Origin of the sequence: Caballeronia sp. RCC_10 (assembly GCF_041360715.1) — a bacterium.
GTDB lineage: Bacteria > Pseudomonadota > Gammaproteobacteria > Burkholderiales > Burkholderiaceae > Caballeronia > Caballeronia grimmiae.
The window spans coordinates 204,015-229,805 of record NZ_JBFUPT010000008.1; the positions used below are offsets into that span (position 1 = coordinate 204,015).

At 58.3% G+C, this 25,791-nt stretch carries 16 protein-coding genes and 4 pseudogenes; 12 read left to right on the plus strand and 8 right to left on the minus strand.

What is annotated here, in order from left to right; genetic code table 11:
* Window positions 1-14 precede the first annotated feature (14 nt).
* Together AB6804_RS16775 and AB6804_RS16780 are read left to right on the plus strand one after the other, a co-directional pair.
* Window positions 15-296 (plus strand): annotated as a pseudogene (locus AB6804_RS16775) (DDE-type integrase/transposase/recombinase); the annotation flags it as partial.
* 48 nt (window positions 297-344) lie between these two features.
* Window positions 345-1,635: pseudogene (locus AB6804_RS16780) on the plus strand (IS30 family transposase); the annotation flags it as partial.
* A 1,351-nt stretch (window positions 1,636-2,986) separates the two neighbouring features.
* On the opposite strand, the gene AB6804_RS16785 reads toward AB6804_RS16780, so the two are convergent.
* The 5 genes from AB6804_RS16785 to AB6804_RS16805 form a co-directional block, all read right to left on the minus strand.
* Entirely contained in the window at window positions 2,987-4,372 is a 1,386-nt protein-coding gene (locus AB6804_RS16785) for a hypothetical protein (RefSeq protein WP_370887380.1), read from the minus strand.
* A 264-nt stretch (window positions 4,373-4,636) separates the two neighbouring features.
* Window positions 4,637-5,491, minus strand: a complete 855-nt coding sequence (locus tag AB6804_RS16790) for a D-alanyl-D-alanine carboxypeptidase family protein (RefSeq protein ID WP_370887381.1) — start codon at window positions 5,489-5,491, stop codon at window positions 4,637-4,639.
* 361 nt (window positions 5,492-5,852) lie between these two features.
* Window positions 5,853-6,191, minus strand: coding sequence for a VOC family protein (locus AB6804_RS16795; RefSeq protein ID WP_370887382.1), 339 nt, complete (start codon window positions 6,189-6,191; stop codon window positions 5,853-5,855).
* A gap of 70 nt (window positions 6,192-6,261) precedes the next feature.
* A complete protein-coding gene (locus tag AB6804_RS16800) occupies window positions 6,262-7,005 on the minus strand; it encodes an SDR family NAD(P)-dependent oxidoreductase (protein WP_370887383.1) in 744 nt (247 codons plus the stop codon).
* A 12-nt stretch (window positions 7,006-7,017) separates the two neighbouring features.
* Window positions 7,018-7,428 carry a DoxX family protein gene (locus AB6804_RS16805; protein WP_370887384.1) on the minus strand — a complete coding sequence of 137 codons (411 nt, stop codon included), beginning with the start codon at window positions 7,426-7,428 and terminating at the stop codon, window positions 7,018-7,020.
* 245 nt (window positions 7,429-7,673) lie between these two features.
* Here AB6804_RS16805 and AB6804_RS16810 point away from each other — a divergent pair, with 245 nt between their 5' ends.
* The gene (locus tag AB6804_RS16810; protein WP_370887385.1) at window positions 7,674-8,096 is read left to right on the plus strand and encodes a winged helix-turn-helix transcriptional regulator; all 423 of its coding nucleotides are present in this window, start codon (window positions 7,674-7,676) and stop codon (window positions 8,094-8,096) included.
* Window positions 8,097-8,466: 370 nt separating this feature from the next.
* Here AB6804_RS16810 and AB6804_RS16815 read toward each other — a convergent pair whose 3' ends face one another.
* On the minus strand, window positions 8,467-8,796 hold the full coding sequence (locus AB6804_RS16815) for a hypothetical protein (RefSeq protein ID WP_370887386.1): 330 nt from the start codon (window positions 8,794-8,796) through the stop codon (window positions 8,467-8,469).
* 309 nt (window positions 8,797-9,105) lie between these two features.
* Here AB6804_RS16815 and AB6804_RS16820 point away from each other — a divergent pair.
* Window positions 9,106-10,358, plus strand: a pseudogene (locus AB6804_RS16820) (xanthine dehydrogenase family protein molybdopterin-binding subunit).
* A gap of 262 nt (window positions 10,359-10,620) precedes the next feature.
* Here AB6804_RS16820 and AB6804_RS16825 read toward each other — a convergent pair.
* Window positions 10,621-11,514 (minus strand): LysR family transcriptional regulator, encoded by an 894-nt coding sequence (locus tag AB6804_RS16825; RefSeq protein ID WP_370887387.1) that lies wholly within the window; start codon window positions 11,512-11,514, stop codon window positions 10,621-10,623.
* A 544-nt stretch (window positions 11,515-12,058) separates the two neighbouring features.
* Between AB6804_RS16825 and AB6804_RS16830 the strand changes: the two genes are divergently transcribed.
* The 7 genes from AB6804_RS16830 to AB6804_RS16860 all read left to right on the plus strand — a co-directional run bounded on the left by AB6804_RS16830 (window position 12,059) and on the right by AB6804_RS16860 (window position 22,019).
* Window positions 12,059-13,195, plus strand: coding sequence for an MFS transporter (locus AB6804_RS16830; RefSeq protein WP_370887432.1), 1,137 nt, complete (start codon window positions 12,059-12,061; stop codon window positions 13,193-13,195).
* Between the two features lie 28 nt (window positions 13,196-13,223).
* The gene (locus tag AB6804_RS16835; protein WP_370887388.1) at window positions 13,224-13,415 is read left to right on the plus strand and encodes a fumarylacetoacetate hydrolase family protein; all 192 of its coding nucleotides are present in this window, start codon (window positions 13,224-13,226) and stop codon (window positions 13,413-13,415) included.
* Between the two features lie 551 nt (window positions 13,416-13,966).
* Entirely contained in the window at window positions 13,967-14,662 is a 696-nt protein-coding gene (gene paoA, locus AB6804_RS16840; protein ID WP_370887389.1) for an aldehyde dehydrogenase iron-sulfur subunit PaoA, read from the plus strand.
* The gene (locus AB6804_RS16845; protein WP_370887390.1) at window positions 14,659-15,606 is read left to right on the plus strand and encodes a xanthine dehydrogenase family protein subunit M; all 948 of its coding nucleotides are present in this window, start codon (window positions 14,659-14,661) and stop codon (window positions 15,604-15,606) included. The genes paoA and AB6804_RS16845 overlap by 4 nt, the downstream gene beginning before the upstream one ends.
* A 3-nt stretch (window positions 15,607-15,609) precedes the next feature.
* Window positions 15,610-17,811 carry an aldehyde oxidoreductase molybdenum-binding subunit PaoC gene (paoC, locus tag AB6804_RS16850; RefSeq protein ID WP_370887391.1) on the plus strand — a complete coding sequence of 734 codons (2,202 nt, stop codon included), beginning with the start codon at window positions 15,610-15,612 and terminating at the stop codon, window positions 17,809-17,811.
* A gap of 2,025 nt (window positions 17,812-19,836) precedes the next feature.
* Complete coding sequence (locus tag AB6804_RS16855) at window positions 19,837-20,511, plus strand: hypothetical protein (protein ID WP_370887392.1); 675 nt, start codon at window positions 19,837-19,839, stop codon at window positions 20,509-20,511.
* Entirely contained in the window at window positions 20,508-22,019 is a 1,512-nt protein-coding gene (locus AB6804_RS16860) for a lysozyme inhibitor LprI family protein (RefSeq protein ID WP_370887393.1), read from the plus strand. The genes AB6804_RS16855 and AB6804_RS16860 overlap by 4 nt, the downstream gene beginning before the upstream one ends.
* A 1,257-nt stretch (window positions 22,020-23,276) precedes the next feature.
* Here AB6804_RS16860 and AB6804_RS16865 read toward each other — a convergent pair.
* Window positions 23,277-23,705 (minus strand): annotated as a pseudogene (locus AB6804_RS16865) (HU family DNA-binding protein).
* A gap of 912 nt (window positions 23,706-24,617) precedes the next feature.
* Here AB6804_RS16865 and AB6804_RS16870 point away from each other — a divergent pair.
* Window positions 24,618-25,421, plus strand: coding sequence for an H-NS family nucleoid-associated regulatory protein (locus tag AB6804_RS16870; RefSeq protein WP_370887394.1), 804 nt, complete (start codon window positions 24,618-24,620; stop codon window positions 25,419-25,421).
* Window positions 25,422-25,791: the final 370 nt, after the last annotated feature.

Below are 25,791 nucleotides of genomic sequence, written 5' to 3' on the forward strand. Positions count from 1 at the left end.
GCATACGGATCTCTACCACACGGCGGCAGCCCAACGCACGGCCCGCGCCGGATCTGGTGCAACGACACATCAGCGCCGACGAGCCCAATCGACTGTGGGTGGCGGATGCGACCTACGTGCCGACCGCCGAAGGGTTCCTGTATCTCGCGGTGGTGCTCGACGTGTTCAGCCGCCGGATCGTGGGTTGGGCGATGTCGAATCACCTGTACACGGAGCTGATGCTCAGGGCGCTCGATATGCCTCTCGCGCAACGACGTCCCGCTGGAGTGATTCACCATAGCGATCAAGGCTGCGAAGGCGGATTCAACTGGTCGTCGCAACACCTTTAATCGAGATGGTGTTGCATGGTGAAAAGCGCGAAGCAGGTGTATCGGTTGACAGGACGAGCAGCGATGTACTCGCCGGGGGCGCCGTCACTTGGGCATGAGACCGAGCGTCGGTTTTGGCAACACATCGCGACCGGCATCACGAGCGAGAAAGCAGCGCAGGCGGTCGGCGCATCTCAAGCGGTAGGCTCGCGCTGGTTCCGCTATCGTGGCGGCACGCCACTATTCATGTCCAAACCTATCGCTGGTCGATACTTGTCGTTCGCTGAGCGAGAAGAGATAGCATTGCTCTCTGTCCAGGGGTTCGGGGTGCGCGAGATCGCCCGTCGTATCGGACGAAGTGCGTCAACCGTATCACGAGAACTAACGCGCAATGCTGCGACTCGAAACGGATGCCTCGAGTGTCGTGCTTCGGTTGCGCAGTGGAAGGCAGAACGATTCGCTAAACGACCTAAGCCATCGAGACTGGCGACTAATGCGGAGCTACGTCAATATGCAAAGGAGCGCTTGGAGGGCAAAGTACGTGACGCTGACGGTCGTAAAGTTGACGGGCCCAGGCAGACGCCGTTCAAGGGGCGTAATAAACCGCATTGCGGGGACCGAAAGTGGGTCAATGGTTGGTGACCTGAACAAATTGCTAATCGGTTGCAGGTAGATTTCCGGGATGATGAATCCATGCGCATCTCTCACGAAGCTATCTATCAAGCGCTTTATATTCAGGGGCGCGGCGCGCTCAAGCGTGAGTTGGTGGGCTGCTGCGCACCGGGCGAGCCTTGCGCGTTCCGCGAGCGAGAGCGCGTGCCAAGGCGTGGGCGCACGTCAGCGAGGAGGTGATGATTTCCAGTCGGCCCGCAGAGGCGGAAGATCGTGCGGTGCCGGGCCATTGGGAAGGCGACCTGCTCATTGGCCTGAACCGATCTGCCATCGGTACGCTGTGGAAAATCAAGCCGTTTCACAATGCTCGTGCATTTGCCTGAAAGGCTATGGGTCCATTCCGCGCACAAAAAACGGGCCTGCGCTAGCCGGCTACGGGGCTGTCACGATGGCCAACGCACTTAAAAAGACTGTAACTGACTTGCCTGCTGAACTGTGGCGATCATTGATGTAGGATCGTGGGAAGGAAGGGTCCGATCACGCCCGTTCCACTATTGAGTCCGGCGTGAAGGTATTCTTCGCCGATCCGCAAAGCCCATGGCAGCGCGGAACGAATGAAAACACGAATGGACTGCTACGACAATACTTTCCAAAAGGTACAGACCTGTCCCGGTGGAGCGCTCGGGAGATCCAAGCTGTTGCTAATACGTTGAACTGAAGGCCGTGGAAGACTCTCGGATGGATGACATAGTGGTTCCACGTGGTGACTAGGCTTAAAATTGGGTAAGGCCGCAGCGTCGCCGCTGCAGCCTCCCCTAAGAACCGTACGTGCAAGTTTCCCTGCATACGGCTCAAGCATTCCAAAGCCGCACGCCTGTGTGACCGGCGTCTACAAACTGACGCCTGCGCATCGTCTTGCGGAGATTCTTCCACCGAAGCGGAGGGCGCAGACACCGCGAACGATGCTCTCTCATGCTTCCCTCTACGAAGTCTTTCGACAGCTTTGCGCTGGAACACCGGACGGAAGTCTGCCCGCTTTCGCGTAGGGTAATGTTGCAACCCCTATCTGGACCATTACAGCCCGGCATTCCCTTTATCCGTCTTCTCACACCCGCACAGTCAACGACTTGCCTTTCGGTTCATCTGCCACGTGGGCAACTGTACGGGCTTACCACGTTCCCGTTTCATCACACGACCGGGTTAGGGTCCGCCTTTTCGCCGGCGGGGATTTCGACGACGTGCTCCGACCTATGAACGGAGCATCCACCCGCGCACCAGTTTGGCTAATGCCTGACAGCAGCTTTGGCATCCTTCTCCTGACGACGTTTATCAGCGATTCACATGTGTTACCCATACCGGTCAGCCTTGCGTCTTAGCCCCGTCGCTGCTCAGAGCCTCTATGCGTCACCTCGCGGCGGCGCATACAGTTGGACTACGTTGTCGAAAAGGCTTCATCCAGCGTCGTTACCAACGAAAGATGCTTTCCTAGGCTACCGCTGGTCGCACAACGGGTCCACTGTCGCGGAAACATGTCCGCACGACCGGACAATGATGAAGCAGACACACACTGCGCTCTCAACGACGAGCCTCATGCTTCGTGTCGCACCATAGGCAGAAGACTACCTCAAAATTAAAGCGTTGCCGCATGTCCGGTGTTTGCGGGGGCCGACCCAACTGGTGCCTGCTGGATCGGCTGGATGGACGATGCGGGTAGAACTCCGCGTCTATCGTGATTCGGCTAATCGCAGCGACTTCCTGGACAGTCTGTGGAACCACTTGCGGACCAACACCCCGACACTAGCCTAAATTCCTTGACTGAAATGATCGTGTAGCAGTCGAGTCAAATTTTTACGCGGCGATTTTGACCTGATCGCACCAAATGTTGATGGCCTGCTCGGTGGTGCGGAAGCTGCGCTGCAAAGACGCTGGCGACTCCGCAGGCGCCTGAGGGCTAACCAATGCAAGGCCCGGGCGCAAGATGCGCGAGTACACACGCGTGTAGAACAGTGCCGTTTGCAGCCCAAGGTTTGTGAGCCGATAGCGGTGGGTCTTGGGCACTCGCTCGATCAGGCCATGCAGGCGCAGGCGTCGCAGCTCATGCGCCCTGGGCCGATTTCGCCGGGACGCAGGCCCAGCAGCACGCCGTAGGCTTGTCGCAGATCTTGATTGGTAAAGCCGCGCGCGACAAAGACGAACATCACCAGCGCTTGTAGCAGTGCCTGAACCTTCGGGTCGGCAAAGCGCAGCGCCGCTGCGCGCTGTCCGTCAACCAGGCGCGCACGCTGCAGCTCCTGAAACGCGTCTTCGCCCAATGCACAGTCGTGGCTGATCTGTTCGATTTCGCGCATGCGCCGATTCGCTGCAAAGCCGATGCGGCATAACTCGGGCAAGTTGCGCAGCATTCGTCCGACGCCGAAGTCGCGAGTGTCGTTAATGGTGGTCTCGGTACGCAGCGCCTGACCTTCCTTTTGGTATTGCTTGATGCGTGAACGCTTGTAGTCCACATGCAGCGAAGGGGCGACACCTTCGGTAATCACCCGGGTGCGAAAGCGCCCCGGGGTGCGCCGATTGACGCGGCGATCGAAGATCAGTTGCACTTGGCCCGGGCGTCCGATATCCAGGTTCTCGCGGATGACCTGCCCGAAGAAGACGCGGCCCGTCACGGGTCGATCGAGCACCTGGGTGAGCGCAAACTCGGCCTGCAGGATCGACAGCGCGTAGCGGTAGCCCGCGGCTCGATCGTGGCGCTCGAACGGATGCGGCAGCCGTGCCAGCCACTTGCGCAGCAGCCGATCAATCTTGCGCGCGTCGAGTCCATCGCAGATTCGTTGCAGCGCCTTGGGGTCTTCGCAAGAGAGGATGCCGTTGTCCAGCGCCTCGAAGGCGATGCCGCGCTTGCGCAACTGACACTTGGCGTACTCGTTGCCATTGATACACAGCTTGGCGTTGTACGGAAAGTAGGAACAGAACTTCAGGAAGAATGGGCCGAAGTCGTCGTCCACGCAGTAGAAGTAGTAGTGGTTCACCATCGCGCTGCCCTCGACCACCCACGGATAGCTCATGCCGGTGCGTGCACAACGGCGCCGCTCGGTGCGCACCACGCGCGCCTTCTCCTGCGCGCGGCCGACGTACAGAATTCCTTCGTCGGCGTCGAACCGCTGCAGATACTGCTGGGTGATGTCGTCCTTGCGCTGGTGCTTGCCGAAGCTCACCAGATCCACACCTTGCTCGGCGACAAACTTCTCGACGCTTGCCACGAAGGCCACGGTCTTGGGCGCCACGGTCGCGGTCGAGGCGAAGCGCTGACCCAGATGCCCGCGGAGGTACCACACCACGCCGCCCATGCGCTGCAACTGTGGCACGTACACGTTCAGGTACATTCGGTCGATGCACTCGCTCTCGAGCACGACGTGAGCGCGCAAAACGTCGCACACACGCTGTGATAACGTCATGACTGGCTCCGGTCGTCCACGGGTCTTCGGACCCATTGAGCTTCGAGCTCGTACATCGCTGGGCTCGTCCCAGCCGGCTCGACCGGAGCCACCTTACACCGCCAGCGCTCCGCAGTCACCCGTACCACTCGTCGGTCTGAGGCGGAGCCTCGTTAGTACATTACATGGTTATGCGGCGTTCAGGGGAGGCGGACGCCCGCATCCTTCCGTTGCGGGCCGTACATGGGCGTCGCTCAGTATACGGATTTACTCGGCAGCGACTCTTCAGATGCGGCTAGAACTGCGCACCGTAAGCAAGCTTCCGTCGTTCCCGCGAGTCACGACGCGCTGACCTTTAGCATCGACAACTGGATAGTCGATGAAGTCGGAAAAACCGTAATCAAGGAGACTCCGTGCGCCTGCTATCCGGTCGGGCGCCGTGGGCGCGCCGAGGACTATTGCGAAAACCCGGCGCATCATTGGTGGGGATGTCTGCTTTCGCTTGGCCGTCGCAACGATGCAATAACCAGCTGCCTCAGTATGCCCTGTCTTCATGCCGTCGACGGAAGGGTCTTGAGACAGCAACCAGTTCTTGTTCCGCTTTTTGAACTTTCCAAAGCTGAAGTGTTTCTCCGACGAGAAGGCATAATATTCCGGGAATTCTTTCGTCAGCCGCACGGCCAAGATCGACAAGTCCCGCGCGGTGGAATAGTTGCCGGGTGTTGTTATTCCGGACGGAGTCGAAAAATGCGTCTGTTCCATACCGAGCTCTCGAGCCTTGGCGTTCATAAGCATCTCAGAGCCACCGAATGAGCCGCCTATCCGTTCCGCCAATACCAGCGCAGCATCGTTCGCAGACGCTGCGATGAGGCCTTGAACAAGAGTTTTGACAGTAAGTCGTTGTCCAGCGTGTAAATACATCTTTGCTTCGTCACCCCCAACATCGCCAACATCAGCTTGGCCCACTGTGACCATTTCATCCCACCGGACGAGACCGCGCTTAAGAGCGTCAAGTACCACGTAGGCTGTCATCAACTTCGTCAGAGAGGCGGGCTGTCGCCTTGCATCCGCGTTGTGCTCGGTGAGCGTCTGGCCTGACTCTCCATCGACAAGCAACCAGGAAACAGCTTCGAGCTTCAACGGCGGTTGACCCATTGCGCTGCCTGCGGTAGTCAGACAGGCAATGGTGGAAGCGGCGAGAAATCGCCGAAGGAACGGAGGGATTGACGCTTGCTTCAAGGGAACCTGCGAATCATGTTTCGGAGCGGGGTTCAACGTAATGCGACGACGTGAGAAAGCGAAGTTCTGAGCTGTTGCAAACAGTCCGCGACTTCAGTACGGATGATAACGCCTGTTGGCGTTTCAGCAGATGCGCGATCCGCATAGGCCCATTCTAAATAAGCAAGAATAGCCTACACTGCCGAAAGGACGCGTCGGGCACGAGTAGGAACCGACAGGCGGGACGGTGCGCCTAATCCCACCCGTTGTCTCTGTATCCCTGCTATTCAGCGACAAGGTCGAACTTGTTGCCGTCGGGATCTGTGAGAGTCGTATATCGGATTTGAGGCAGCTCGAACTGCTCGACAACAATTGCACCGAGCGCCACTAGGCGTTCGGTATCGCTGTCGAGGTCGGGCGTCTTCAAATCGAGATGCACACTGTTGTGCTGCGTAGGTAGGCCGACCGTCTTCTGAAACTGTAGCGGTGGTATAGCCGGGGAGGGCGCTAATTGGACGATCCGGCCGTAATCTTGTGCAACCGGGATTCCGAGGGCATCCGACCACCACGCAGCCAGCTTCTGCGGGTTCGCGGTATCGATGGTGATAGCGTGTATCTTCATGATCATTCTTCCTTGCGGGGCGGTTGCAGAGAGGGGATGGCTCAGCAACATCAGTGGGCTGCACACCAGCTCAACGTGCGCTGTCGATGATGGAGCCGCCATCCGGAGTGAGACTCGACCCCGTGATGAACTGAGAATCCTTACTCGCAAGGAACAGAACGACAGGGGCAATGTCTTCTTCAGGCGATCCGTAGCGACCGAGCGGATTGGTCGGTGCAGGGACGTTCGCGTCCGGCCCCCATGTTTCAGCGACTGGCAAAACGTTGTTCACGGTTATCTTGTCGGCGCCCCATTCACGGGCGGCGGTTCGGCTGAGGGCACGGACGGCCTCTTTTGCCATGTTGTAAGGACCGTAACCCACGAGGCCAATCACGCCAGCCATCGAGCCGAAGTTGATGACCCGTCCTTCACCACTCTTCTTCAAATAAGGGTAGGCCGCCTGCATGGCCCTGAGGTAGGCGACAGGACCTAAGTCGAAATTTCGCTGCAGTTGCTCTGCTGACAGCTCGAGAATGGACGAGAACGGCGCTGTTGGATCGAAGGCGTTATTGACGAGAATGTCGATGCCGCCGTAGGTGGCGGCAACCTTATCCACTGCCGCTTTTACCTCGCCTGCATTCCCGATGTCGCATGGTATGCCAATCGCTGTGCCGCCAGCCGCTGTGATGTCCGCTACGACGGCTTCCACGTTCGCGGGGGTAAGTGAGAGGACGGCCACTTTTGCGCCCTCTGCAGCGAGTAGTTTCGCAGTAGCTCGGCCGATACCGCGACCGGCACCGGTTACTATTGCTACTTTTCCATTCAGTCGAGCCATGAATTTCTCCATTCAGTTGAGGATTATTTGGCTGTGCTGCCACGTTTGCGCATAGGGTGAAGGGGTGTCGCGGGCGGCGTTTTGTGTAGTGAACGAGACGACTAAAAGCAGAAGGCCGATGGCGGAGGGAAGCGCCCCCTTCGGCTTACGAATGCCAAGGTGAGCCGACCCGGACAGCAGGAGGTGAAAAAAAATGCCGGAATAGGCCAGATCACTCAGCGGCACGCTTACGCGCCAAAGGATTGCCAGCGGCCCGAGGACTTTCACGACAATCATTAGCGGCACAAGGTAAGAGGCGGGATAGTTCAGTTCGACAAGGGTCTGCCGCACCCAATCCCTTTTTGCGATGTACAGCGTTGCAGAGGCGAGATAGAGCGATGCGAGCAGAGCCGTGCTGATCCAGTATGCGTAGTTTTCAGGCATGAACGAGCTCACAAAGTTAGAATGCATTGCGAAAGGATGTCTTCTAATATCGAGATGAGCAAGTAGGATGATTAAATGCGGCTTAGTATGAAAAACCATACTAATAAGTGGCTTCGCATCACATTGCAGGCCAGGAGAAGAGAGAGGCAGTAACCGCGCTGGGCACGCCGCGAGAGCAATCGTTTTCCTAACGTTAGTTTGTATCGACCTTCCGTAGGAAGTGTAACTCTGCATCAGGAAGACTTATGTCCCCTATGAAAAATGCGACCGGCGAGACGGAAGAAGTCAACATGCACGACGAGATGCTTCGTGCATTTTCGTTGCTTTCCGGTAAATGGAAGCTAGAAATCATGTGGCTGCTTAACCAGCGGGTCTATCGATTTGGTGAGCTTCGAAAGGCAATTCCCGGCATCACGCAGCACATGTTGACTGCACAGTTGCGTGAACTTGAAGCGGACGGGCTGGTGTCGCGAACAGTGTTCGCGCAAGTGCCGCCCCGCGTCGAGTATGAGATCACGGCAAAGGCACGCGGTTTAGGGCCGACAATGGAGGCGCTGACAGAATGGTGGAACGAATACGGTCGAAGCATCCCGGTGAAGCCCGCCGCGCGAGGACGTAAAGCTGTCGCTGTTGAAGCGAAGGCGGTCGAACCGGGACGAAACACCTAACAATCGCGGTATCGAGCTGCCCAGCGGGTATGAAGCGGATTATGCACAGGCCGACGTTCCATGAGGAACAGGGTGAAGAGGTTGATTTTTTCAGTGAGTGAAGGGCGACGTATTTTTGTGCACAGCATCGCGCTGTCTGATCCGTTCGGAGTGCGATTCGAGCGTCATTCAATCCATTCCGAAACAACCGAAGTGACGGCCTTTATCAAGTCAAGGCGCCGATCAACTGGAGATGCCCGGCGGCTGGAAATGCGAGCACATCGGAAACAGGCTCAATCCGGAACGGATAGAGGCATATTTCAGGCAGCACGGCGGGCGGCACCATGCACTCCACGACGCTCGGGCGAACGAGCAGGCGTACTCCTGAATTTCACTCGTCACCCAGTCTGCTAACCTGCCGCCGCAGGAGCGGGATTTTTTCAATGATGAGCTGGCGATGCTCAACAAATGTCTTTAAAACGTCCTGCATCACGTAGACGAGGTTCTCGCATTCGGCTGCGTCAAGACCAGCTTCTTTCTCTCTCTCAACCAGGCGAATTAGCGTGGCAACGCGTTCATTACTTTCGGCAATATGCCTGTCGGCCAAAATAAGGTCGTCTTCTTCATCGCGAAGCGTGCGCATGGCAGCATTGCCCAGAAGTGGAATCGTCTCCCAGACGGTATGCCCTAAAAAACGCAGCGTCAATGCGGCTTGGTACACACGCGTCCCCATGGACAGGCCGGGACAAGCCTGCGACTTGCCCCACCCTGACCACAGGGCCCCTCGCGACGTGGAGCCTACGGCGTGACTCGCTCCGCTCGCCCAAATTGCACATACGTGCCGCAACCCCCTTTTCTGCAAGCTTTAGGAGGTCACACAAGCCGCTGTAAGGCTTCGCCCGGTGCCCACAGGCACACGGTTGAGCGGCGGGCGGCCGTAGGCCGTCTGGCGCGATTTATCCGTGTCTTGGCGCTTTAGCGCCTTAGACGGGCGTGCCAGGAAGTCAGGCTTGTTGTTCCTCGGGCGCAAATGTTCACAACGACCGGCCATCGTCCGGAAACGCTGCAGCACATGCGCTTGGCGGCAGATGCGCAGGGCAGACTGACCTCGCTTCGTCACGAGGCTATCAACACGACGTCGCTTACTGACGAGTACACGGAGACGTGTGCCGTTGCGTCGCAGAGTCTTTACTCGTGCCCGAACGTGCACGTCACTCACCAGATGACAAAAGTAAATCGTGGCTCGCCAACGTCGATGCGCGCGCCCGGGGCGGCTCCAGGGCTGTTTGCGTTGGGGTCCGCAATGGACGAACTGGCGCTCGAGGTAGGTCAAGATCCGGTGGAATTCCGTCTCAGGAACATTTCCGCCATTGACGAAAGCAAGGACCTTCCTTGGTCCAGCAATCACCTTCGCGAAGCAATTTTGCAGGGGGCCGAGAAGTTCGGATGGAAGAATCGTACCCCCAAGAGTTGCTCAATGCGCAACGGGAACGAGTTTATTGGCTACGGAGTTGCCGCCTGTAATTGGGATGCTTTCCGCACGCCGGCTGAGGCTCGTGTGCAACTACGGAGTGATGGTACTGCAACTGTCACGTGTGCGGTCCAGGACATTGGCACGGGCACTTACACGATCGCCGCCCAGGCCGTCGCAAGCGTAATCGGTCTGCCATTGGAGCGAATCAAGGTGACGTTGGGCGAAACGAGCTATCCGACAGCGCCGCTTTGGGAGGCTCGTGGGTCACGGCGAGTTTGTTGCCGGCGATTGGGGAAGCCGCGCGCAACGCTGTCGACCAACTCAAAACCTATGCGACTTCGCCCTCGGGCCCTTCCCCGAAAGCTAAAGCGGCTGATATCCGATTCGAAGCAGGTCGGCTCACCGACGGCAAGCGAGAGGTCGATTTCACTTCCGTATTGAAAGGGCAACGACTGGCGGACGCGGAGAGATATGCGCATACCCGCGGCACGCCGACTGACAAGTTCTCGTTCCGCTCGTTTGGCGCGCACTTTGTCGAGGTGCGATGGGACCCAGGCATCTCGCGCTTGCGAGTCGCTCGCGAGGTTAGCGCCATTGACGTTGGGCGTGTGATCAATCCGCTCACGGCGCGCAACCAAGTAGAGGGTGCCGTGGTGATGGGTATCGGAATGGCGCTCTTTGAGGCGACGGAGTACGACTCGCGTACGGCGTACCCCTCGAACAACAACTATGCCGAATACGTGGACCCGCTCGCGCAGACCAACGCAGATCGACGTACTGCTTCTGGATTATCCGGACGTAGATCTTAACGAATTCGGCGCAAGAGGCAATTGGGGAAATTGGCATCACCGATCTGGCAGCAGCCGTCGCGAATGCTGTCCATCACGCCACCGGGGTCCGGGTGCGTGAGCTCCCGATAACGCTGGAGAAGGTCGCGACACAGCTCGGCGCTTGATCTTAGGGCGATATTAGAACCGACGGCGCCCATCGCCAGGCGCCCGTTGGGCGCGTACTTTACGGTGCCTGACGTTACTTCGCCTCATCCCCTTTTTGACGACAGTTGTAGGGGGGCTACGCTCGGTGTTTCAACGCGTCGAGTACGAGAGAGAAAGCGCGCGACGTCTGACGGCGGCTCGGATAATAGGCGTGGTATCCAGGCCAGACAGGACACCAATCCTTGAGGACGCTCACGAGCTCCCCCTTCTGAATATGTTCAATCACCGAGTCCTCAGGGATGAATGCCAGCCCGAATCCATCGAGCGCTGCGCGCAACATCTGCGGCTCGGTATTGAAAGTAACTTGACCGCTGACACGTGCTTGCGTTGCTCGCTTGCCCTTTTTCAGTTCCCAGGCGTACAGCGCTTTTGTCGTCGTCATGCGCAGCGTGATGCAATCGTGGTTTAGCAAATCCTCGGGCGTCTTAGGCTTGGTTCGCGTCGCAAAATAAGCGGGTGATCCAACGATGGCCATTCGTATATCTGGGCTAATGCGTACCGCAATCATGTCCTTGGCGACCTGATCACCGAACCTGACCCCTATGTCATAACGTTCTTCCACGATGTTGGAAAGGCCATAGTCGACGGTGACCTCGACTTTTATATCGGGGTATGCAGGCAGTAGTCTTCTCAGCTTAGGCCAGATTATCGTTTCGACTGGATGGTCGGTCGAGGTAATTCGGATCACCCCTGCGGGCTTGTCTCTAAAATCGGCCAAAGCGGTCAGGCAGGCGTCGATCTCCTCAATCCTTGGAGCGACCGCTCGAAACAATTCTTCGCCTGCGGCGGTGGTCGAAACGCTGCGGGTCGTTCGTGTCAAAAGGCGCAGACCGAGACGCGCTTCGAGGTCTCGGATGGCATGGCTCAGGGCGGACTGCGATACACCGAGCTTTGCAGCGGCGCGGGTAAAGCTTTTCTCGCGTGCGACTGCGAGAAAGACAAGAATGTCGTTCAGGTTTTCTCGTGGCATCTCGCGTTACGTAGTCGGGTTATAGGAGATTTCGTGCAAATGAAGCTCTCGGGCGTGGACTGTGGTTGAGGGGCGGTGACAGTCATTACTCGATTTATGAATCCTGCTAATAAGATCAATTGACCACGGGTACTTAATCAGACTCGGGAAAACCCTTAATGTACCTAACGCGGGGATTACACGCAACGCGCAGGGCCCTTACGACTTTGAAGAGTCCGGGGGCGCCCATTGCGGGACATCGATGTTGTGACGCCGGCTAAATTCCCTGCGAGCCAGCGTCTGGACCACTACGTATCTTTCTGAAGCTGCGTATGAACGCCACCGAGATGGACCAAATAGGCAAGGACAACTGAATTAGAAAGGTGGCGTCCGGTTTGCGCCCAGGTGACGCCCAAGTCGTCCGCGAGGGCGAACACGACACCTTATTCTGCTAGAGAATGACTATGAGGATTTGATGAAAGGCCAACAAGCAACCGCCTCGACGAGCATTGACTGCAGTCAAGACCTCGCAGGAGAGCGATCCTACTGGAGCGGCGTCGTCGCAATGTCTCTGTGCGTCTTCGCGCTGGTCGCATCGGAGTTCATGCCGGTGAGCCTGCTGACACCCCTGGCTCATGATTTGAATGTGACAGAAGGCATGGCCGGGCAGGGCATCGCCATATCCGGCGCGTTCGCAGTGCTGACTAGTCTCTCGGTCGCGGCAATCGCCGGCGGTCTGGATCGCAAGACTCTGCTGCTGGCTATGACGGTGCTGATGGCCGTGTCCGGCGCCGTCGTCGCGTTTGCTCCCAACTATTCGACCTATCTAGTCGGGCGCGCGCTCATCGGCGTGGTGATTGGTGGTTTCTGGTCCATATCCGCAGCAACGGCCATGCGGCTGGTCCCCAAGCAGCAGGTTCCTAAAGCTCTGGCGGTGTTCAATGGCGGCAACGCGCTGGCCGTCGTGGTCGCTGCACCTCTCGGTAGCTATCTTGGCTCGCTCATCGGCTGGCGAGGGGCGTTCTTCTGCCTGATCCCGGTGGCGGCGGTTGTGCTGACCTGGCAGTGGATCAGCCTGCCGGCCATGAAGGCCGCGCCTAGGCGCAGTGGATCGGCCAACGTCCTGAGCCTGTTGAAGTCGCCGGCAGTGGCCCTCGGCATGGCCGGTTGCGGCGCCTTCTTTATGGGGCAGTTCGCGCTGTACACCTATGTGCGGCCTTTCCTTGAAACCGTGACCCACACGCCGGTCTCAACTCTGTCGCTCATCCTGTTGACGATCGGCATGTCCGGCGTCATCGGGACGGCGCTGATCGGTGTCTTTCTCAAGCGTGACCTCTATCGCACGCTCATGTTGATCCCGGTCTTCATGGCGGTGATCGCCTTGTCCCTGATTCCCTTCGGGGCAGGCGTCGCCGCGGCGACCGCCTTGCTGGGGATGTGGGGGTTGGTTGCCACGGCTGCTCCTGTGGGATGGTGGACGTGGGTCGCGCAGGCCATGCCAGAGAACGCCGAGCTGGGAGGCGGCTTAATGGTGGCGGTGGTCCAGTTGGCCATCGCCCTAGGCTCGACTGTGGGGGGATTGCTGTTCGACGGCGGCGGCTACCGGACGACCTTTGCTGCGAGCGCGGCCGTCCTGATGGCGTCCGCTGGGCTGACCTACCTCACATCGCGCGCTGTCGCTGCGCAGGGGGCGCCAAGCTGAGGTTCGTCAGAAAGCCAGTCTTTCTGCGTTGATCTTCGATATCCCAACGCTGATAAGAACAATCGGTCGCTCGATTTCCTTTGATCCGGGCGATGTCATCGCCACGGGCACACTAGCTGGATTGGGGCTTGGCTTCACTCCGCCGAAGTATCTGAACCCGGGCGATCGGGTGAGCGTGTCGATTGATGCGATTGGCGTGCTCGAGAGTCCGGTTGTTTAGGCCGAAACTTTTTGTTCGCCACGTCACGCGTAAATTCCTCTGAGGGGGATGCGTCACTCGGGCCGTGACTCCTTTGCTTGGCTGCGGACCCTTCGGACCGTCCGCCGCTCCAGGGCCCTTCAGCGGGTAAGCTGGGGCGCTTCCAGGAGTGGCGCAGAACATCTGCTGTACACACAGCGAGGCTTCCTACCGTCTATCCCGGACCATGTGGGTTCCGTTGCGGGCAAACGTTCTACCGGCGCGGGCACCCTGGGAGCCCGGGTCAAGAGTCGCGCGGGCTACAGGAAGATGGGGGTCTCTTAGTCAGATGGTCTCGCAGAATGCGCCTGATCTAAGGAGGCAATCGCGCAGAGCCGTGACAGCCAGTCGGCCTGTTCATCATTCGCGACTGACCGTCGGGCTCCGCATTCCTACCCCTTTTTGACGGGCCCTCTCTGTCCCCGCGAGTGATTGCTCGCTCGGTTCATGAGGCCTATGCACGGTTCTCACTAATCAGCGACTGATGTGGCCTTATAGTGTGCGTTTGCTCTGGTAGCTTCAAAGGGGAAATCATGATTGAAAAGGCAGGCAACACGAAACCCGTCGGTGACGACGCTGCAGAGGAAAGTGGCGGGTTCCGAATTAGTCGACGAACTCTTCTCAAAATGGCCGGCTCTAGCGCGGCATCGGTAGGCATTATGTCGGTAACGGCTGGAGCAGGGGCGGCTCAAGAGCAACACAGCGGAACGGACGCAGTTGTCTCAACCGTCTCGCTGCTCATCAACGGGCAACAGCATCGACTTTCTTTGGATACCCGCACGACTTTGCTTGACGCGCTACGAGAACATGTGCATCTGACCGGCACCAAGAAAGGCTGCGACCACGGACAATGCGGCGCTTGCACGGTCATTGTCGACGGCCGTCGCATTAACTCCTGTCTATCTCTTGCGGTTATGCATGAGGGGAATCACGTGACGACGATTGAAGGTCTTGGTACCGGGTCGGCACTTCATCCGATGCAGGCCGCGTTCGTTAAGCATGATGGCTTCCAGTGCGGCTACTGCACGCCCGGGCAAATCTGCTCGGCCGTAGCCGTACTTGACGAGATCAAGGCGGGAATCCCGAGCCATGTCAGCGCGGACTTGGTCGCTGCACCTCGTGCGACGAATATGGAGCTCCGCGAGCGCATGAGCGGCAACATCTGCCGCTGCGGCGCTTATTCGAACATCGCGGAAGCAATAGCGGAAGTCGCGGGAGGTCAGCTATGAGGCCGTTTACCTACGAGCGTGCGAATACACCGGCGGCCGCGGCCGCCGCTGCCCGCCAGCCTGGCGCTAGGTTCATCGCCGGGGGAACGAATCTCCTTGATCTCATGAAGCTGCAGATCGAAACGCCGCTTCATCTCATTGACATTAATGGGCTGGCGTTCGACCGTATCGAAACGACGTCAGACGGCGGTTTGCATATCGGCGCACTAGTTCGCAATACCGATCTGGCGGCCGATTCGCGTGTGCGTCGAGATTATCCGCTGTTGTCGCGCGCATTGCTTGCGGGCGCATCGGGTCAGCTGCGCAACAAGGCGACAACTGCCGGCAACCTGCTGCAGCGTACACGATGCCCCTACTTTTACGACACGAATATGCCTTGCAATAAGCGTGCGCCGGGCAGTGGCTGCTCTGCAATCGGCGGAGTAAGCCGGTCGCTCGCCGTTATCGGTGGCAGCGACGCTTGCATCGCGACGCATCCCAGCGACATGGCGGTCGCGATGCGGGCTCTCGATGCGACCGTCGCGACGGTGAGCTCCGATGGGTCGACGCGTGTGATCCCGATCGCTGACTTTCATCGATTGCCGGAAAGCACTCCGCATCTCGAAAACGCGCTTCGTCCAGGCGAGCTCATTACAGGTGTCACGCTGCCGAAGCCTATAGGTGGCAAACAGATCTATCACAAGGTGCGCGACCGCGCCTCATATGCGTTCGCTTTGGTGTCGGTCGCAGCGATTGTGCAGAACGACGGAACTGGACGTGTCGCGCTGGGCGGAGTCGCTCCCAAACCATGGCGAGTGGAAGCTGCTGAGGCACAGATGCCGGAAGGTGCGCGCGTTGTTGCATCGCACCTTATGTCTGGTGCCAAGCCGACTGGCGGCAATGCCTACAAGCTAAAACTCGTCGAGCGCACGCTTGACGCTGTGATGACCGAAGCAAGGAGCTGATTTATGAAGTTCGATACGCCCGCCGGGCAAAATCCAATAGATCAGCTCACGCACGTTGGCCGTGCCACCGATCGCATTGACGGGCGCCGCAAGGTCACAGGTACAGCGACCTATGCGTATGAATGGCACGACGATATGCGCAACGTCGCATACGGCTTCGTAGTCGGCGCCTCGATTGCCAAAGGCCGTATCGCGTCGCTGGATCTTCGCGCTGTGAAATCCTCGTCGGGGGTTATAGCGGTTGTTACTGCGGATAACGCCGGGCCGCTGGATAAGGGCGACTACAACACCGTGAAGTTGCTTGCTGGACCTGATGTCGATCACTACCATCAGGCAGTCGCTCTTGTCGTCGCCAATACATTCGAGCAGGCACGGGGCGCCGCGCAGAAAATCGTAATTCGTTACGTAAGAAGCGAAGACGGCGACTTTGACCTAGCTGCCGCCAAGGATTCCGCGCCGATAGCAGGTAGCGGGTACTGGGGCAAGCCTGCAACGTCCGTAGGTGACTTCGAAGGAGCATTGGCCACCGCACCCGTCCGGCTCGACGCCACGTATACAACCCCCGACCAAGGCCACGCCATGATGGAGCCGCATGCGTCAATTGCCAAGTGGAACGGCGACAGATTGACTCTCTGGACTTCGAATCAGATGGTCTCGTGGGGTGCTGGGGACGTTGCGAAGACGCTCAGAATCCCACGTGAGAACGTGCGTTTAATCTCGCCCTTCGTCGGAGGAGGTTTCGGCGGTAAGCTGTTCGTGCGTGCGGACGCGATCCTCGCAGCGCTCGGTGCGCGGGCCGCAGGACGGCCAGTAAAGGTTGCACTGACACGGCCGCTGATGTTCAACAACACCACGCATCGCCCTGCAACGATCCAGCGAATCCGGATTGGCGCGACCAACGACGGTAAGATCACTGCGATTGGCCACGAAAGCTGGTCTGGAGATCAGCCACATGGCAATCCAGAGACCGCTGTCGGACAGACCCGATTGCTCTACGCGGGACCAAACCGAATGACCGCCATGCGTCTGGCAACGCTTCATCTGCCTGAAGGCAATGCCATGCGCGCGCCGGGCGAAGCGCCCGGTCTAATGGCCCTCGAAATCGCAGTCGACGAAATGGCGGAGAAGCTGAACATCGATCCGATCCAGTTTCGCTCGATTAATGACACGCAGGTTGATCCGGAAGACCCTAATCGGCCGTTCTCCCAACGCCAGCTTGTCGAATGTTTCCGGGTCGGTGCAGAGCGATTCGGCTGGGGCCAGCGCAACCCTGTACCCGGGAAGACTCGCGACGGTCGGTGGTTGGTAGGGGTCGGCACTGCCGCCGCGTTTCGCAACAATATCGCAATGAAGTCTGGTGCACGGGTACGTCTTGACCGGCGGGGAACGGTCACTGTCGAGACTGACATGACGGACATCGGCACTGGAAGCTATACCATCATCGCGCAAACTGCCGCTGAAATGATGGGCTTGCCGCTCGAAAAGGTCGCGGTCCGTCTTGGCGATTCGACCTTCCCAGTCTCGTCTGGTTCGGGCGGCCAGTGGGGTGCCAACAGCTCGACCGCAGGTGTCTATGCGGCGTGCGTAATGCTTCGGGAAGCGGTGGCCAAGAGGCTGAACATTTCAGGCGCCGATGCGGTCTTCGCTGACGGCTATGTTCGGGCAAACGGTCGTCGCGTCGCGCTCTCTGAGGCCGCAGCAGCAGGCGATCTCGTCGCTGAGGACACGATGGAATATGGTGACCTCTCGAAGCGCTATCAGCAGTCCACCTTTGGCGCGCACTTCGTAGAAGTAGGCGTCGACGCCGCGACGCTCGAGATTCGTGTCCGACGCATGTTGGCCGTATGTGCGGCGGGACGAATCCTCAATCCGAAGTCGGCACGTAGTCAGGTAATTGGCGCAATGACCATGGGCGTGGGTGCTGCACTGATGGAAGATCTAGTTGTCGATAAGCGATATGGCTTTTTCGTTAATCACGATCTCGCTGGCTATGAGGTTCCAGTTCATGCTGATATCCCTCACCAGGAGGTCGTATTTCTTGATGAGACGGACCCAACGTCTTCACCCATGAAAGCAAAGGGCGTCGGCGAACTTGGGCTCTGCGGAGTTGGTGCTGCGATCGCTAATGCAGTCTACAATGCAACGGGTGCCCGGATTCGTGACTACCCCATAATGCTCGATAAACTGCTGTCCCAAATGACCTAATGGAGAGAGGCCCAGACTCTCAAAAGGGACAGCATTTGCGACGCAGAAGGGGATCGCTTTCGCGTTGTTGATTGCTGGCGGGACTTCCATTGCTTCAGCGAATTGGGCCGAGCGGCCGTGAAACTTTAGGGGGTGCATCGCGGCCCCCTTGATGGGAGGCGCGGAGTTCTCGTCTTCGGTGGCAAACGAGCCTCGCTGGAAGGTAGGCTCGGACTATCGGATTCCAAGTCCATTGCGGTGAAGGTCTAGTACCGAAATGCCGACCGGACCGGGGTCTTTACGACCGGTCGGTGACTTATTTCTACAGTCGTGCTCACATGAGTGTTCTTCATTGAGGAGTTCTCGTGAAAGCGAAAATCGCAACCATTGCTTCAACTTTGATCGTAGCCGCTGTTAGTGCTTCGATGGCCCAGTATTAGTTTGCGCAGGATACCGGGCCGGCCGCCACCAGGCCGGCGCCAGGGCATCGGCAACAAAAGCGCAGAAAGGCTGCGAGAAAGCGAGCCCGCGCGAAAAAAAATGAAGAACTGAAGAAGCTTGAGGACGCTGGCTACAATCCAGCGAGAGCTAGCGACCCGAACTATCCGCAAGATGTACAGAACGCGCAGAAGAAGGCTGGAGTGGGGGCCGGTGCCAGTCAGTAAGCCCTTGAGCGCTCCGCATGTTGTCGGGTATCGGGAACAAACGTAACAAGGGTGCAATGCCCGTAAAGCCACCATAATGGGGCGCGGCGCGGGACGAGTCAGGTTTTGTGACGACTGTCCCACGCACAATCTTGAGCAGCGCGGCTGCCGGTTGTGGCCCACAGCCCGGTCCGGTCGAGTTCCCCAAGCGTGCGGCTTTCGAAGTGCCTGCCAAAGTCGACGACCGTGCGGCGGGGCCGACCGGTGGACACAATCAAGGCGCCGTATTGTCCGGCAGCGAAGCCGCATACGCTTTTAAGTAGGCTTGCAGATCGAACTCGCTGGGGTGGGTGCCCCATCCGCTCGACCCGCTGACCGACGCGATAGCGAGCCAAGAGTCGGGAGGCTTCAGCGTATGGAGCACCTTCGATCCCTCCGTGACACGGAGCTGCCCGTTCGACGGCTCGAACTTTGCATACATCAACCGTGAAGCGATACGGATGGACGCCACGACAGGGCTAGAGAAGCGCATCACGATCTCCGATGGGTACCAATGCTGCAATGCAGCAAAATATGGGCCCGCTTCATATCAGAGTAGGGCGCCGCGGACGCCTAGCCCTGTCCAACCTAGTGATGCATACCGCGGAAATCTGTCCGGGACTGAGCTGTTGTGGGCACAAACCGCGAGTCCTCCAAAGCCGAATCCGGGTTAGTTCGGCACTCTTTCTGGGAACCGAGCCCGATGGACGACCGCTATCGCACGGGAGCCGTGCATCGGCCGAGGTCGGGAGCTTTGGACATCAATGGATCCTGTTCGTGTGCCCTCAACAGCGCGACACATCGATGGAGTTGCGCTACGCATAGCTCTCCGCCCAACTTCGATGGCGAAAGATGGTCCATTGAGGTTCCCTGCTCGAGCGGTGCGTACCTAGGTCGCTCACCGAGAACGAGACCCGAGCGGCCAGGATGGCGTCTAATCGAAGCAGTCGTGCTCAGTACCCACCCGGCCGCGACTCTGCAGATCTTAATCCGCATCGCGACCCATCTGCCGCGGTCTGCCAGTCGTATTGGCAATTGCCTTTGTACGAGTTGTCGTTCGTGCCACCGCCCCCGCCACCCATGAGCCGCGAGCGCAACGACTCCCACGGTCGCAGGCCTTGCACGGGGTAGACCGAGCATCGTCTTATTGAAGAGGTGGTTTACGGCATTGGCTCAAGGAACTTTAGAGATTTCAAGAGACTTCAGTCCTCGTGGTGGTAGAAATCTAAGCAGAGGAAATCTTCTCAGTACATCGTTGGAAAACTGCCACGTGCATTCGATAGTCAGTTGGTCGTAATGGATATATTATTTGCGCGTTAATCGCGTTCGCATTGAAGATTAAAAAATTTATCCGGGGTAGACCATGAGCATCGTCGAGGGCTTCGAGCGAAAAGCGCTCTTCAACATCACGCGTGGCGTCGCACTGATCTGTGTGACGGCCTTTCTCCTCATCATCGTCGGCGGCGTGTTTTACGGCGTGTCGGTTTGGCAGGAACAGATTGACACAAAGGTACAGCCGCAAGAGATTGTCGAGCCGTTAAAGGCGGCGCAGAGCAAGCCGGAAGAGGTCGCTGGTCCGAGGGGCGCACGGCCACCGGGGCAGCAAGGACCGGACGAAAGTCCGCTCGCAGGTTACAAGATACCCTTCGCGCTTCAGAAGTATGTTTCCGGCGACAATGCTAGGGTGCTCAGGCATCACCTCGACGACGCGCCTGTTGCTGAACGCCAAGCGTATCTTGACGAACTCGGTGCAGTCGTCGCCGAGGCGGAGGCCAAGAAGGTTGACGTCGTTGGGGCGATCAACTCATACATGGAAGTGAAAAGCGACCGGTACAAGGCTGCGGCTGCGAAGAATGCGCAGAAATGGGAGACGTTAAAGGTCGTTGCAGAGGTCACGGCTGGCGGGCTCCTTCTCGTCGCGCTTTTCAGTCTTGTTCTTGTTCTTCTCGCAATTGAACGGAACACACGGTCACTGCGACAATCGAACGAAAAGATCCACGCATCTTCGGAACGTAAGCACGAGGTGGCGACGGCATGAAACTTCTCTCGTCGCCTCGTCGATTCGTTCGGATCGGCTCGACCATTGTCGCGATCACACTTGGGTTAGGTGCTTGCGGAAAGGATGGGAGCAAATCGGCATCCGGTCCACCGAGTGATTCGTATCCCGGATACCAGCAGGTCGGCGCCTCCGGAGATGCTGCCCAGTTGTGGTTTAACTCTTCTGACATCGCCCGAAGCGGGAGCAACTACGTCATCCATGCGTTGAAAGCCTTCCCGCAGGGCTACGCACGCTTTGATGTTGCCACCAACTGCCGAGACGCGACTCGGAGACTTCCGGGTACTCAGTATCGTGCCGACGGCACCGCGGAGAAAGAGTATCCCGGTAACGACGGCACGGTTAGCGCAAAGTCAGAACCAGGCATGGCCGAGTTGATGTCAACGGCTTGCGGAATCGCGATGGCTTCGAGGTCAATCGCAGGCAACTTCAATGTACCTGCGGCGCTCGAATTGCTGTACGGTCCGTACGATCAGTCGAGCAGTGCTGCACGATGGGAAGATGCGGCTGTTCCGTCTGATCTGGCGTGGCGTGAAAACCTCCAGTTGCCCGCTGGAGGCGTGATGCGCGTGAAGGGCGTCGCAACGTTCGACTTCTCAGAAGGCGGGAAGACCAAGAAGGTATTGGTAACCGACTCGATGCCCGAAGACGGCGGCTGTCACGCGTGTACCGGCCTACTCGGTGTCGCCGTCTTCGCGAAGGACGGTGACAAGTGGAAAGTTGAGTCCAATCACCCTTACGTCGCTTCGATGGGAGCAATGGGCTCAGTAGGAGACCGTTTCGATTGGGTACCAGCCGGAGATGACTTGTACGCGTTGGTGGTGGGCGGTGACGACATGCATCAAGGCTATCAAACAGTATCGACGACAGCGTTTGTGCGAAACAAGGAAGGTAGCTTTGTTAGTGTGATAGACGATGGGGATACCGGTACGTCTGATCAGGAAACGTTGCTCGCACAAACGACTTTTATCAAGGGGAAGAACCCCTCACATTACGATGTGAAGGTTGCGATTTCCTATCGCCTGCCAGGAAAGGCCGTGTACGTGGCGGACCACGTTTATCAGTATTCCGGTGGCAAGTACGTGCTCACGAAGAGGGACGATTCGCCGAAGTTTGTCGAGACAGCGATGCCCGTCTCGGATGGTTCTGCGCAATCGGTGAACTTCAACCCGTCCTCCTCAATCGGTCCAACACCTGCGGTCGCACTTGCTGCCGCGACCGGTCCCAGCTTTGACTGCGCGAAAGCTAAGTCAGACGCGGAAAGGCTGATTTGTTCGGACGGTGACCTTGCGTCGCGTGACGTCGAGCTCGCGTCGCTTTTCGTCAAGGCGAAAGCGGCGGTCATTGACAAAAGCGCGTTCAAGGAACGCACGCGACAGCAGTGGAACTATCGTGAAAATGTGTGCCACGACCGTGACTGTCTTGTTCGCTGGTACGTCGACCAACAAGCAGCGCTTTCCCACATTGCGGATACGGGTCGGATAGATTGACGACGGTGCAGCGGTTTTAATGTAGTTGACTTGATTTTTCACAAGCCGCCGGACTTTGTTGACGCCGGCAAAACAAAACTTATAGCTCGAAGGGGACCAATATGATTGTTAAGGCCATGATTGCTTTCGCGCTGTGCGCGATTTCCGTGACTTCCTTTGCGCGCGGTGGAGGCTACTCCGGAGGTCACAGCGGTTACCACTCGAGCGGAACGGGGGAGCACTACGTGAAGGGGTACACACGCAGCAACGGGACGTACGTACCCGGCCACCAGCAGACGAATCCCAACGATACAAAGTACGACAATTGGTCGTCGAAAGGAAATGTGAACCCGTACACGGGCAAGGAAGGGACGGTCGATCCGTCCAAATGAGTTCTTCCTGGTAAGCATCAACGATCGACTCCTAATACGCACGCCGTTGGGCAGTTGCTCCTGCTCGACGGCGTTAGTGTCATGCGCTGAGAGGGTGCCTAGGGAAGTCGAATTCAGTATGAGATCGGTTACAGGTCTGTCGCCAGAACAGAAAGAGATCACAGACGCCGCGCGAGTCACACTATTGCATCGCTACTGCTCTCATTGAAGCGCTCGGCGCGATAGGGGTCCGGCTGACTAACGCGCATCCTGTCGAGCAATTTGGTCGTGGTAAGTTTCCAAAGTCCCGCAGCGAGGGCAATATTCGCGTTCGTTGTGATCGACAGCTGCCCGATAGCGCGGCCGAACGGCTCGCAACAGGCAGGCCGTCTGCGGGATCACACGCCGCGTCTCCGTTACTTTCTCGGACGATGAGTCCTTTTACGCCCCCAATAGCACGCGCGCCGCGGTGAGCGGTGAGCTGCAGTTCGTGCGGATTCGGGGGCTTGGGTCGCCGACGGGCGAACCCAATGAGCTGGGGATTCACGATGCCGCCCGGAAAGATCAAAGTGCCCACCTTGCGTTCTGGGACGGGTAGCCGTGGATACGGCGAGCAGGGACGGGCTGGATCATTCGTCAATCGATTCGCATCGTGGACTGCCATCGCATGTCGAGATTGAATGCGAAGGGCTTGACGAAGCAAACCAGAGTCCGGGCTTGCCGTATCGCGAGGGCCGCGGTCCCCCGAGAGCAGAATAGCAATACCCACTCCGCTGTCCCTGAGACGTTGTGCCTCGGCAACGCTCCAAGTCGGATCGTTCGCAGGAGGTTGCGGGAAACGTGCTTGCACCGTGCGACAGACGAAAAAAGGCCCGCGTGAAGCGAGCCTTGGCGAACGTCATTGTGCTTACGCCGCTGCGTCCTTCAACTTCTTGAGCGCCCGCACCTTCAATCTCACCGTCGCGGGCTTGGCGTCAAACCAACGCTCCTGGCCGGTGAATGGGTCTTTGCCGAAACGATGCTTCTTCGCCGGTACTTGCTGCACGTTGATCTTCAGCAGGCCCGACAGTGTGAACTCGCCGAGGCCCTTCTTGTGCACCGAGCCGAGAATCGTTTCTTCGTTTCTTCCAACGCTGCGAATACGGCCTACACTTGCTTTGGCTCAACGCCTGCTTGGGTTGCCACGTGGGTGTTGAGCGACGACTTCGTCTTTTACCGGCTTGAGCGTGCCGGCAGTGACTGCAGCCTTCTTTGGTGTTGCGGCCTTCTTCGAGGCCGCAGCCTTCTTGGCGGGTGCAGCGGTTCTCTTCGGTTCAGCAGCTTTTTTCGTTGCCATTGAGTTTCTCCTGGGATGAAACGCTGCTTGAGACGAAGCACCTCGAGCTATCGAGCGGCCGGCACATGCGCCGTCCTAAGCTGTCAGCTAGCGTAGCAACGGTTCATGCAGTGCGCAATCAGGACGGCACCATGGAACACGGTATCGGGCGCCACTCGAGGCGGGCAGCCACCTGTCAGGCCGACGTCTTCCCGCCCTGCACGGGGACACCCATGACTGAGGCACGACGTGCTAGCCTCTCCGTGCAGCCCGAACACCCGGCGCACGGAACTATAGGCGCATTTGCCTTGATGTCCCTGTGCCGGGGCTGCAACCAAAAAGGAAAAGCCCGTCGCGAAGACGGGCCGCGTGTTTCGAAAGAGGAGCGCCATGCAGGTGCGCGCGGAAGCATGCCCGCTGCGCCTCAGCGTTAAGATAACGGTCCAACTCGTTTTTCTGTGTTTGGATGCGCGAGACGCCTTCCAATCCTCGGCCTTATCGACGTTTCTCGTATTGGTCGCCCGTGCGCGAGTTCTTGTAGTAGCCGCCTTTGTGGGAAGACACGTGTCCGCCTGCATAGTGACCGCCGCGCGCTTCCGTGATGACCGGAATGACGAACGACGCGCAGATCACTGCGCGATGAGTTTCCTCATTGTATTTCTTGCGTTTGCGCCGCCCCATGGCATGAAAGCGACTTTTGCGACAGATACGGCAGTAGCGCCTGAAGAGGGCAACTGTGGTGTCCGCGCTATCCTTCGCCGCCGTGAACGACGGGCCTTGTCGCGCTAATCAGGTCAAAGAACCACATTTTGATATGTCCCGGCGATTATCTAAGAATCCGTGATTCAATCAGAGAAGAAGCGGCGTTCTCATCACTGACTTTGGCCACTGGCTGTGGCATAGTGCGGCCATAGTTAACGTCAAGGAGGAAACATGGCCACGCTACAAGACTTAAAGGCGCGAATCGCCAAGCTACAGGCCCAGGCTGAAGAGATCGCTAAAAAGGAGTCTTCGACAGCCCTGGCAAAGATTCACCAACTTCTAGAAAAGCACGGTCTGACAACGGCGGATGTCGACGCTTTCCGCGTGCCGAACGAAAGCCGGCGCGCTGGGCAAGCAGATACTTCAAACAAGCCTGCAGGCGCCGCGAAATACGCGGACCCGAAAACTGGAGCAACGTGGACCGGCCATGGACGCGCGCCCGCGTGGATTGCCAACGCCAGGAATCGAAGCCGCTTTCTAGTTGATGGTGACAGGGCTACGCCGCCCGTCGCCGCCAGAAAGCAGGCAAAAACAGGGAACTACCTGCGTGGACCGCAGGCGCCGAAGTACCGCGATCCGGTAAGTGGGGCGACTTGGAGCGGCCGCGGTAAAGCTCCGGCTTGGCTCGCCGGCGCCAAGGATCGAGCTACTTACCTCATCGATAAGGTGACCGATGAGCCTGTGGCGCCAGACACCGCTCCAGCGAAGAAGACGACCGCCAAGAAAGTGGCCTCAAAGAAGGTCGGTGCAAAGAAGGCGGTGACGAAGGAGGTTGCCAGCAAGAATGTTGCGACGGGCAAGACGGCAGGAAAGAAGGCAGCCTCAAAGACAACAGCCGTAAAGAAGGCGGCAGCGAAGAAGGGCAGAGCACCGGGCAGAAAGATGTCGGCGAAGAAAGTGCAGATGACTGCAGAGGCCCCGACCTCGGCTGTTGAAGAGAGAAGCGGAGAGACGAGCGCTACTACGACGGCCTGAGCCGCTCCTCAAAGTTGTCAGTTTTTGCAGCTACGTTCTGCCGTCTCGGACAGTGGAAGGCGGGAGTTGGGCTTAATTCTATGCGCCATAGTAGGCGGATTGACACCTGCGGCGGCCGGAGCTGTACACCCTCAGTGCAACTCGCAAGGTTCACGAGCCTCTGTTTGCGCCGCCGCAGGGGTGGAGGAGGACGTATGGTGAGCCAGCCGTCGAGCCTCATTGTGCTCCCAGCCGAATGTACTGGGGCTCGCAAGCTGGCGATCCAACTCGTACTGCGCAACCACAACTAGCGATAGGTTGCGCGAGCCCGGATGCGTACGCGCTGCCCGCAAGGCGGGGAGGCGATCGCAGCGGGAATCCGTATTGTTAC

Excerpts from the sequence above, each read along its gene's own strand:
- AB6804_RS16785 (WP_370887380.1), bottom strand. The coding sequence starts at position 4,372 with ATGACGTTATCACAGCGTGTGTGCGACGTTTTGCGCGCTCACGTCGTG.
- AB6804_RS16795 (WP_370887382.1), bottom strand. The coding sequence starts at position 6,191 with ATGAAGATACACGCTATCACCATCGATACCGCGAACCCGCAGAAGCTG.
- AB6804_RS16800 (WP_370887383.1), bottom strand. The coding sequence starts at position 7,005 with ATGGCTCGACTGAATGGAAAAGTAGCAATAGTAACCGGTGCCGGTCGC.
- AB6804_RS16805 (WP_370887384.1), bottom strand. The coding sequence starts at position 7,428 with ATGCCTGAAAACTACGCATACTGGATCAGCACGGCTCTGCTCGCATCG.
- AB6804_RS16810 (WP_370887385.1), top strand. The coding sequence starts at position 7,674 with ATGTCCCCTATGAAAAATGCGACCGGCGAGACGGAAGAAGTCAACATG.
- AB6804_RS16825 (WP_370887387.1), bottom strand. The coding sequence starts at position 11,514 with ATGCCACGAGAAAACCTGAACGACATTCTTGTCTTTCTCGCAGTCGCA.
- AB6804_RS16830 (WP_370887432.1), top strand. The coding sequence starts at position 12,059 with ATGTCTCTGTGCGTCTTCGCGCTGGTCGCATCGGAGTTCATGCCGGTG.
- paoA (WP_370887389.1), top strand. The coding sequence starts at position 13,967 with ATGATTGAAAAGGCAGGCAACACGAAACCCGTCGGTGACGACGCTGCA.
- AB6804_RS16845 (WP_370887390.1), top strand. The coding sequence starts at position 14,659 with ATGAGGCCGTTTACCTACGAGCGTGCGAATACACCGGCGGCCGCGGCC.
- paoC (WP_370887391.1), top strand. The coding sequence starts at position 15,610 with ATGAAGTTCGATACGCCCGCCGGGCAAAATCCAATAGATCAGCTCACG.
- AB6804_RS16855 (WP_370887392.1), top strand. The coding sequence starts at position 19,837 with ATGAGCATCGTCGAGGGCTTCGAGCGAAAAGCGCTCTTCAACATCACG.
- AB6804_RS16860 (WP_370887393.1), top strand. The coding sequence starts at position 20,508 with ATGAAACTTCTCTCGTCGCCTCGTCGATTCGTTCGGATCGGCTCGACC.
- AB6804_RS16870 (WP_370887394.1), top strand. The coding sequence starts at position 24,618 with ATGGCCACGCTACAAGACTTAAAGGCGCGAATCGCCAAGCTACAGGCC.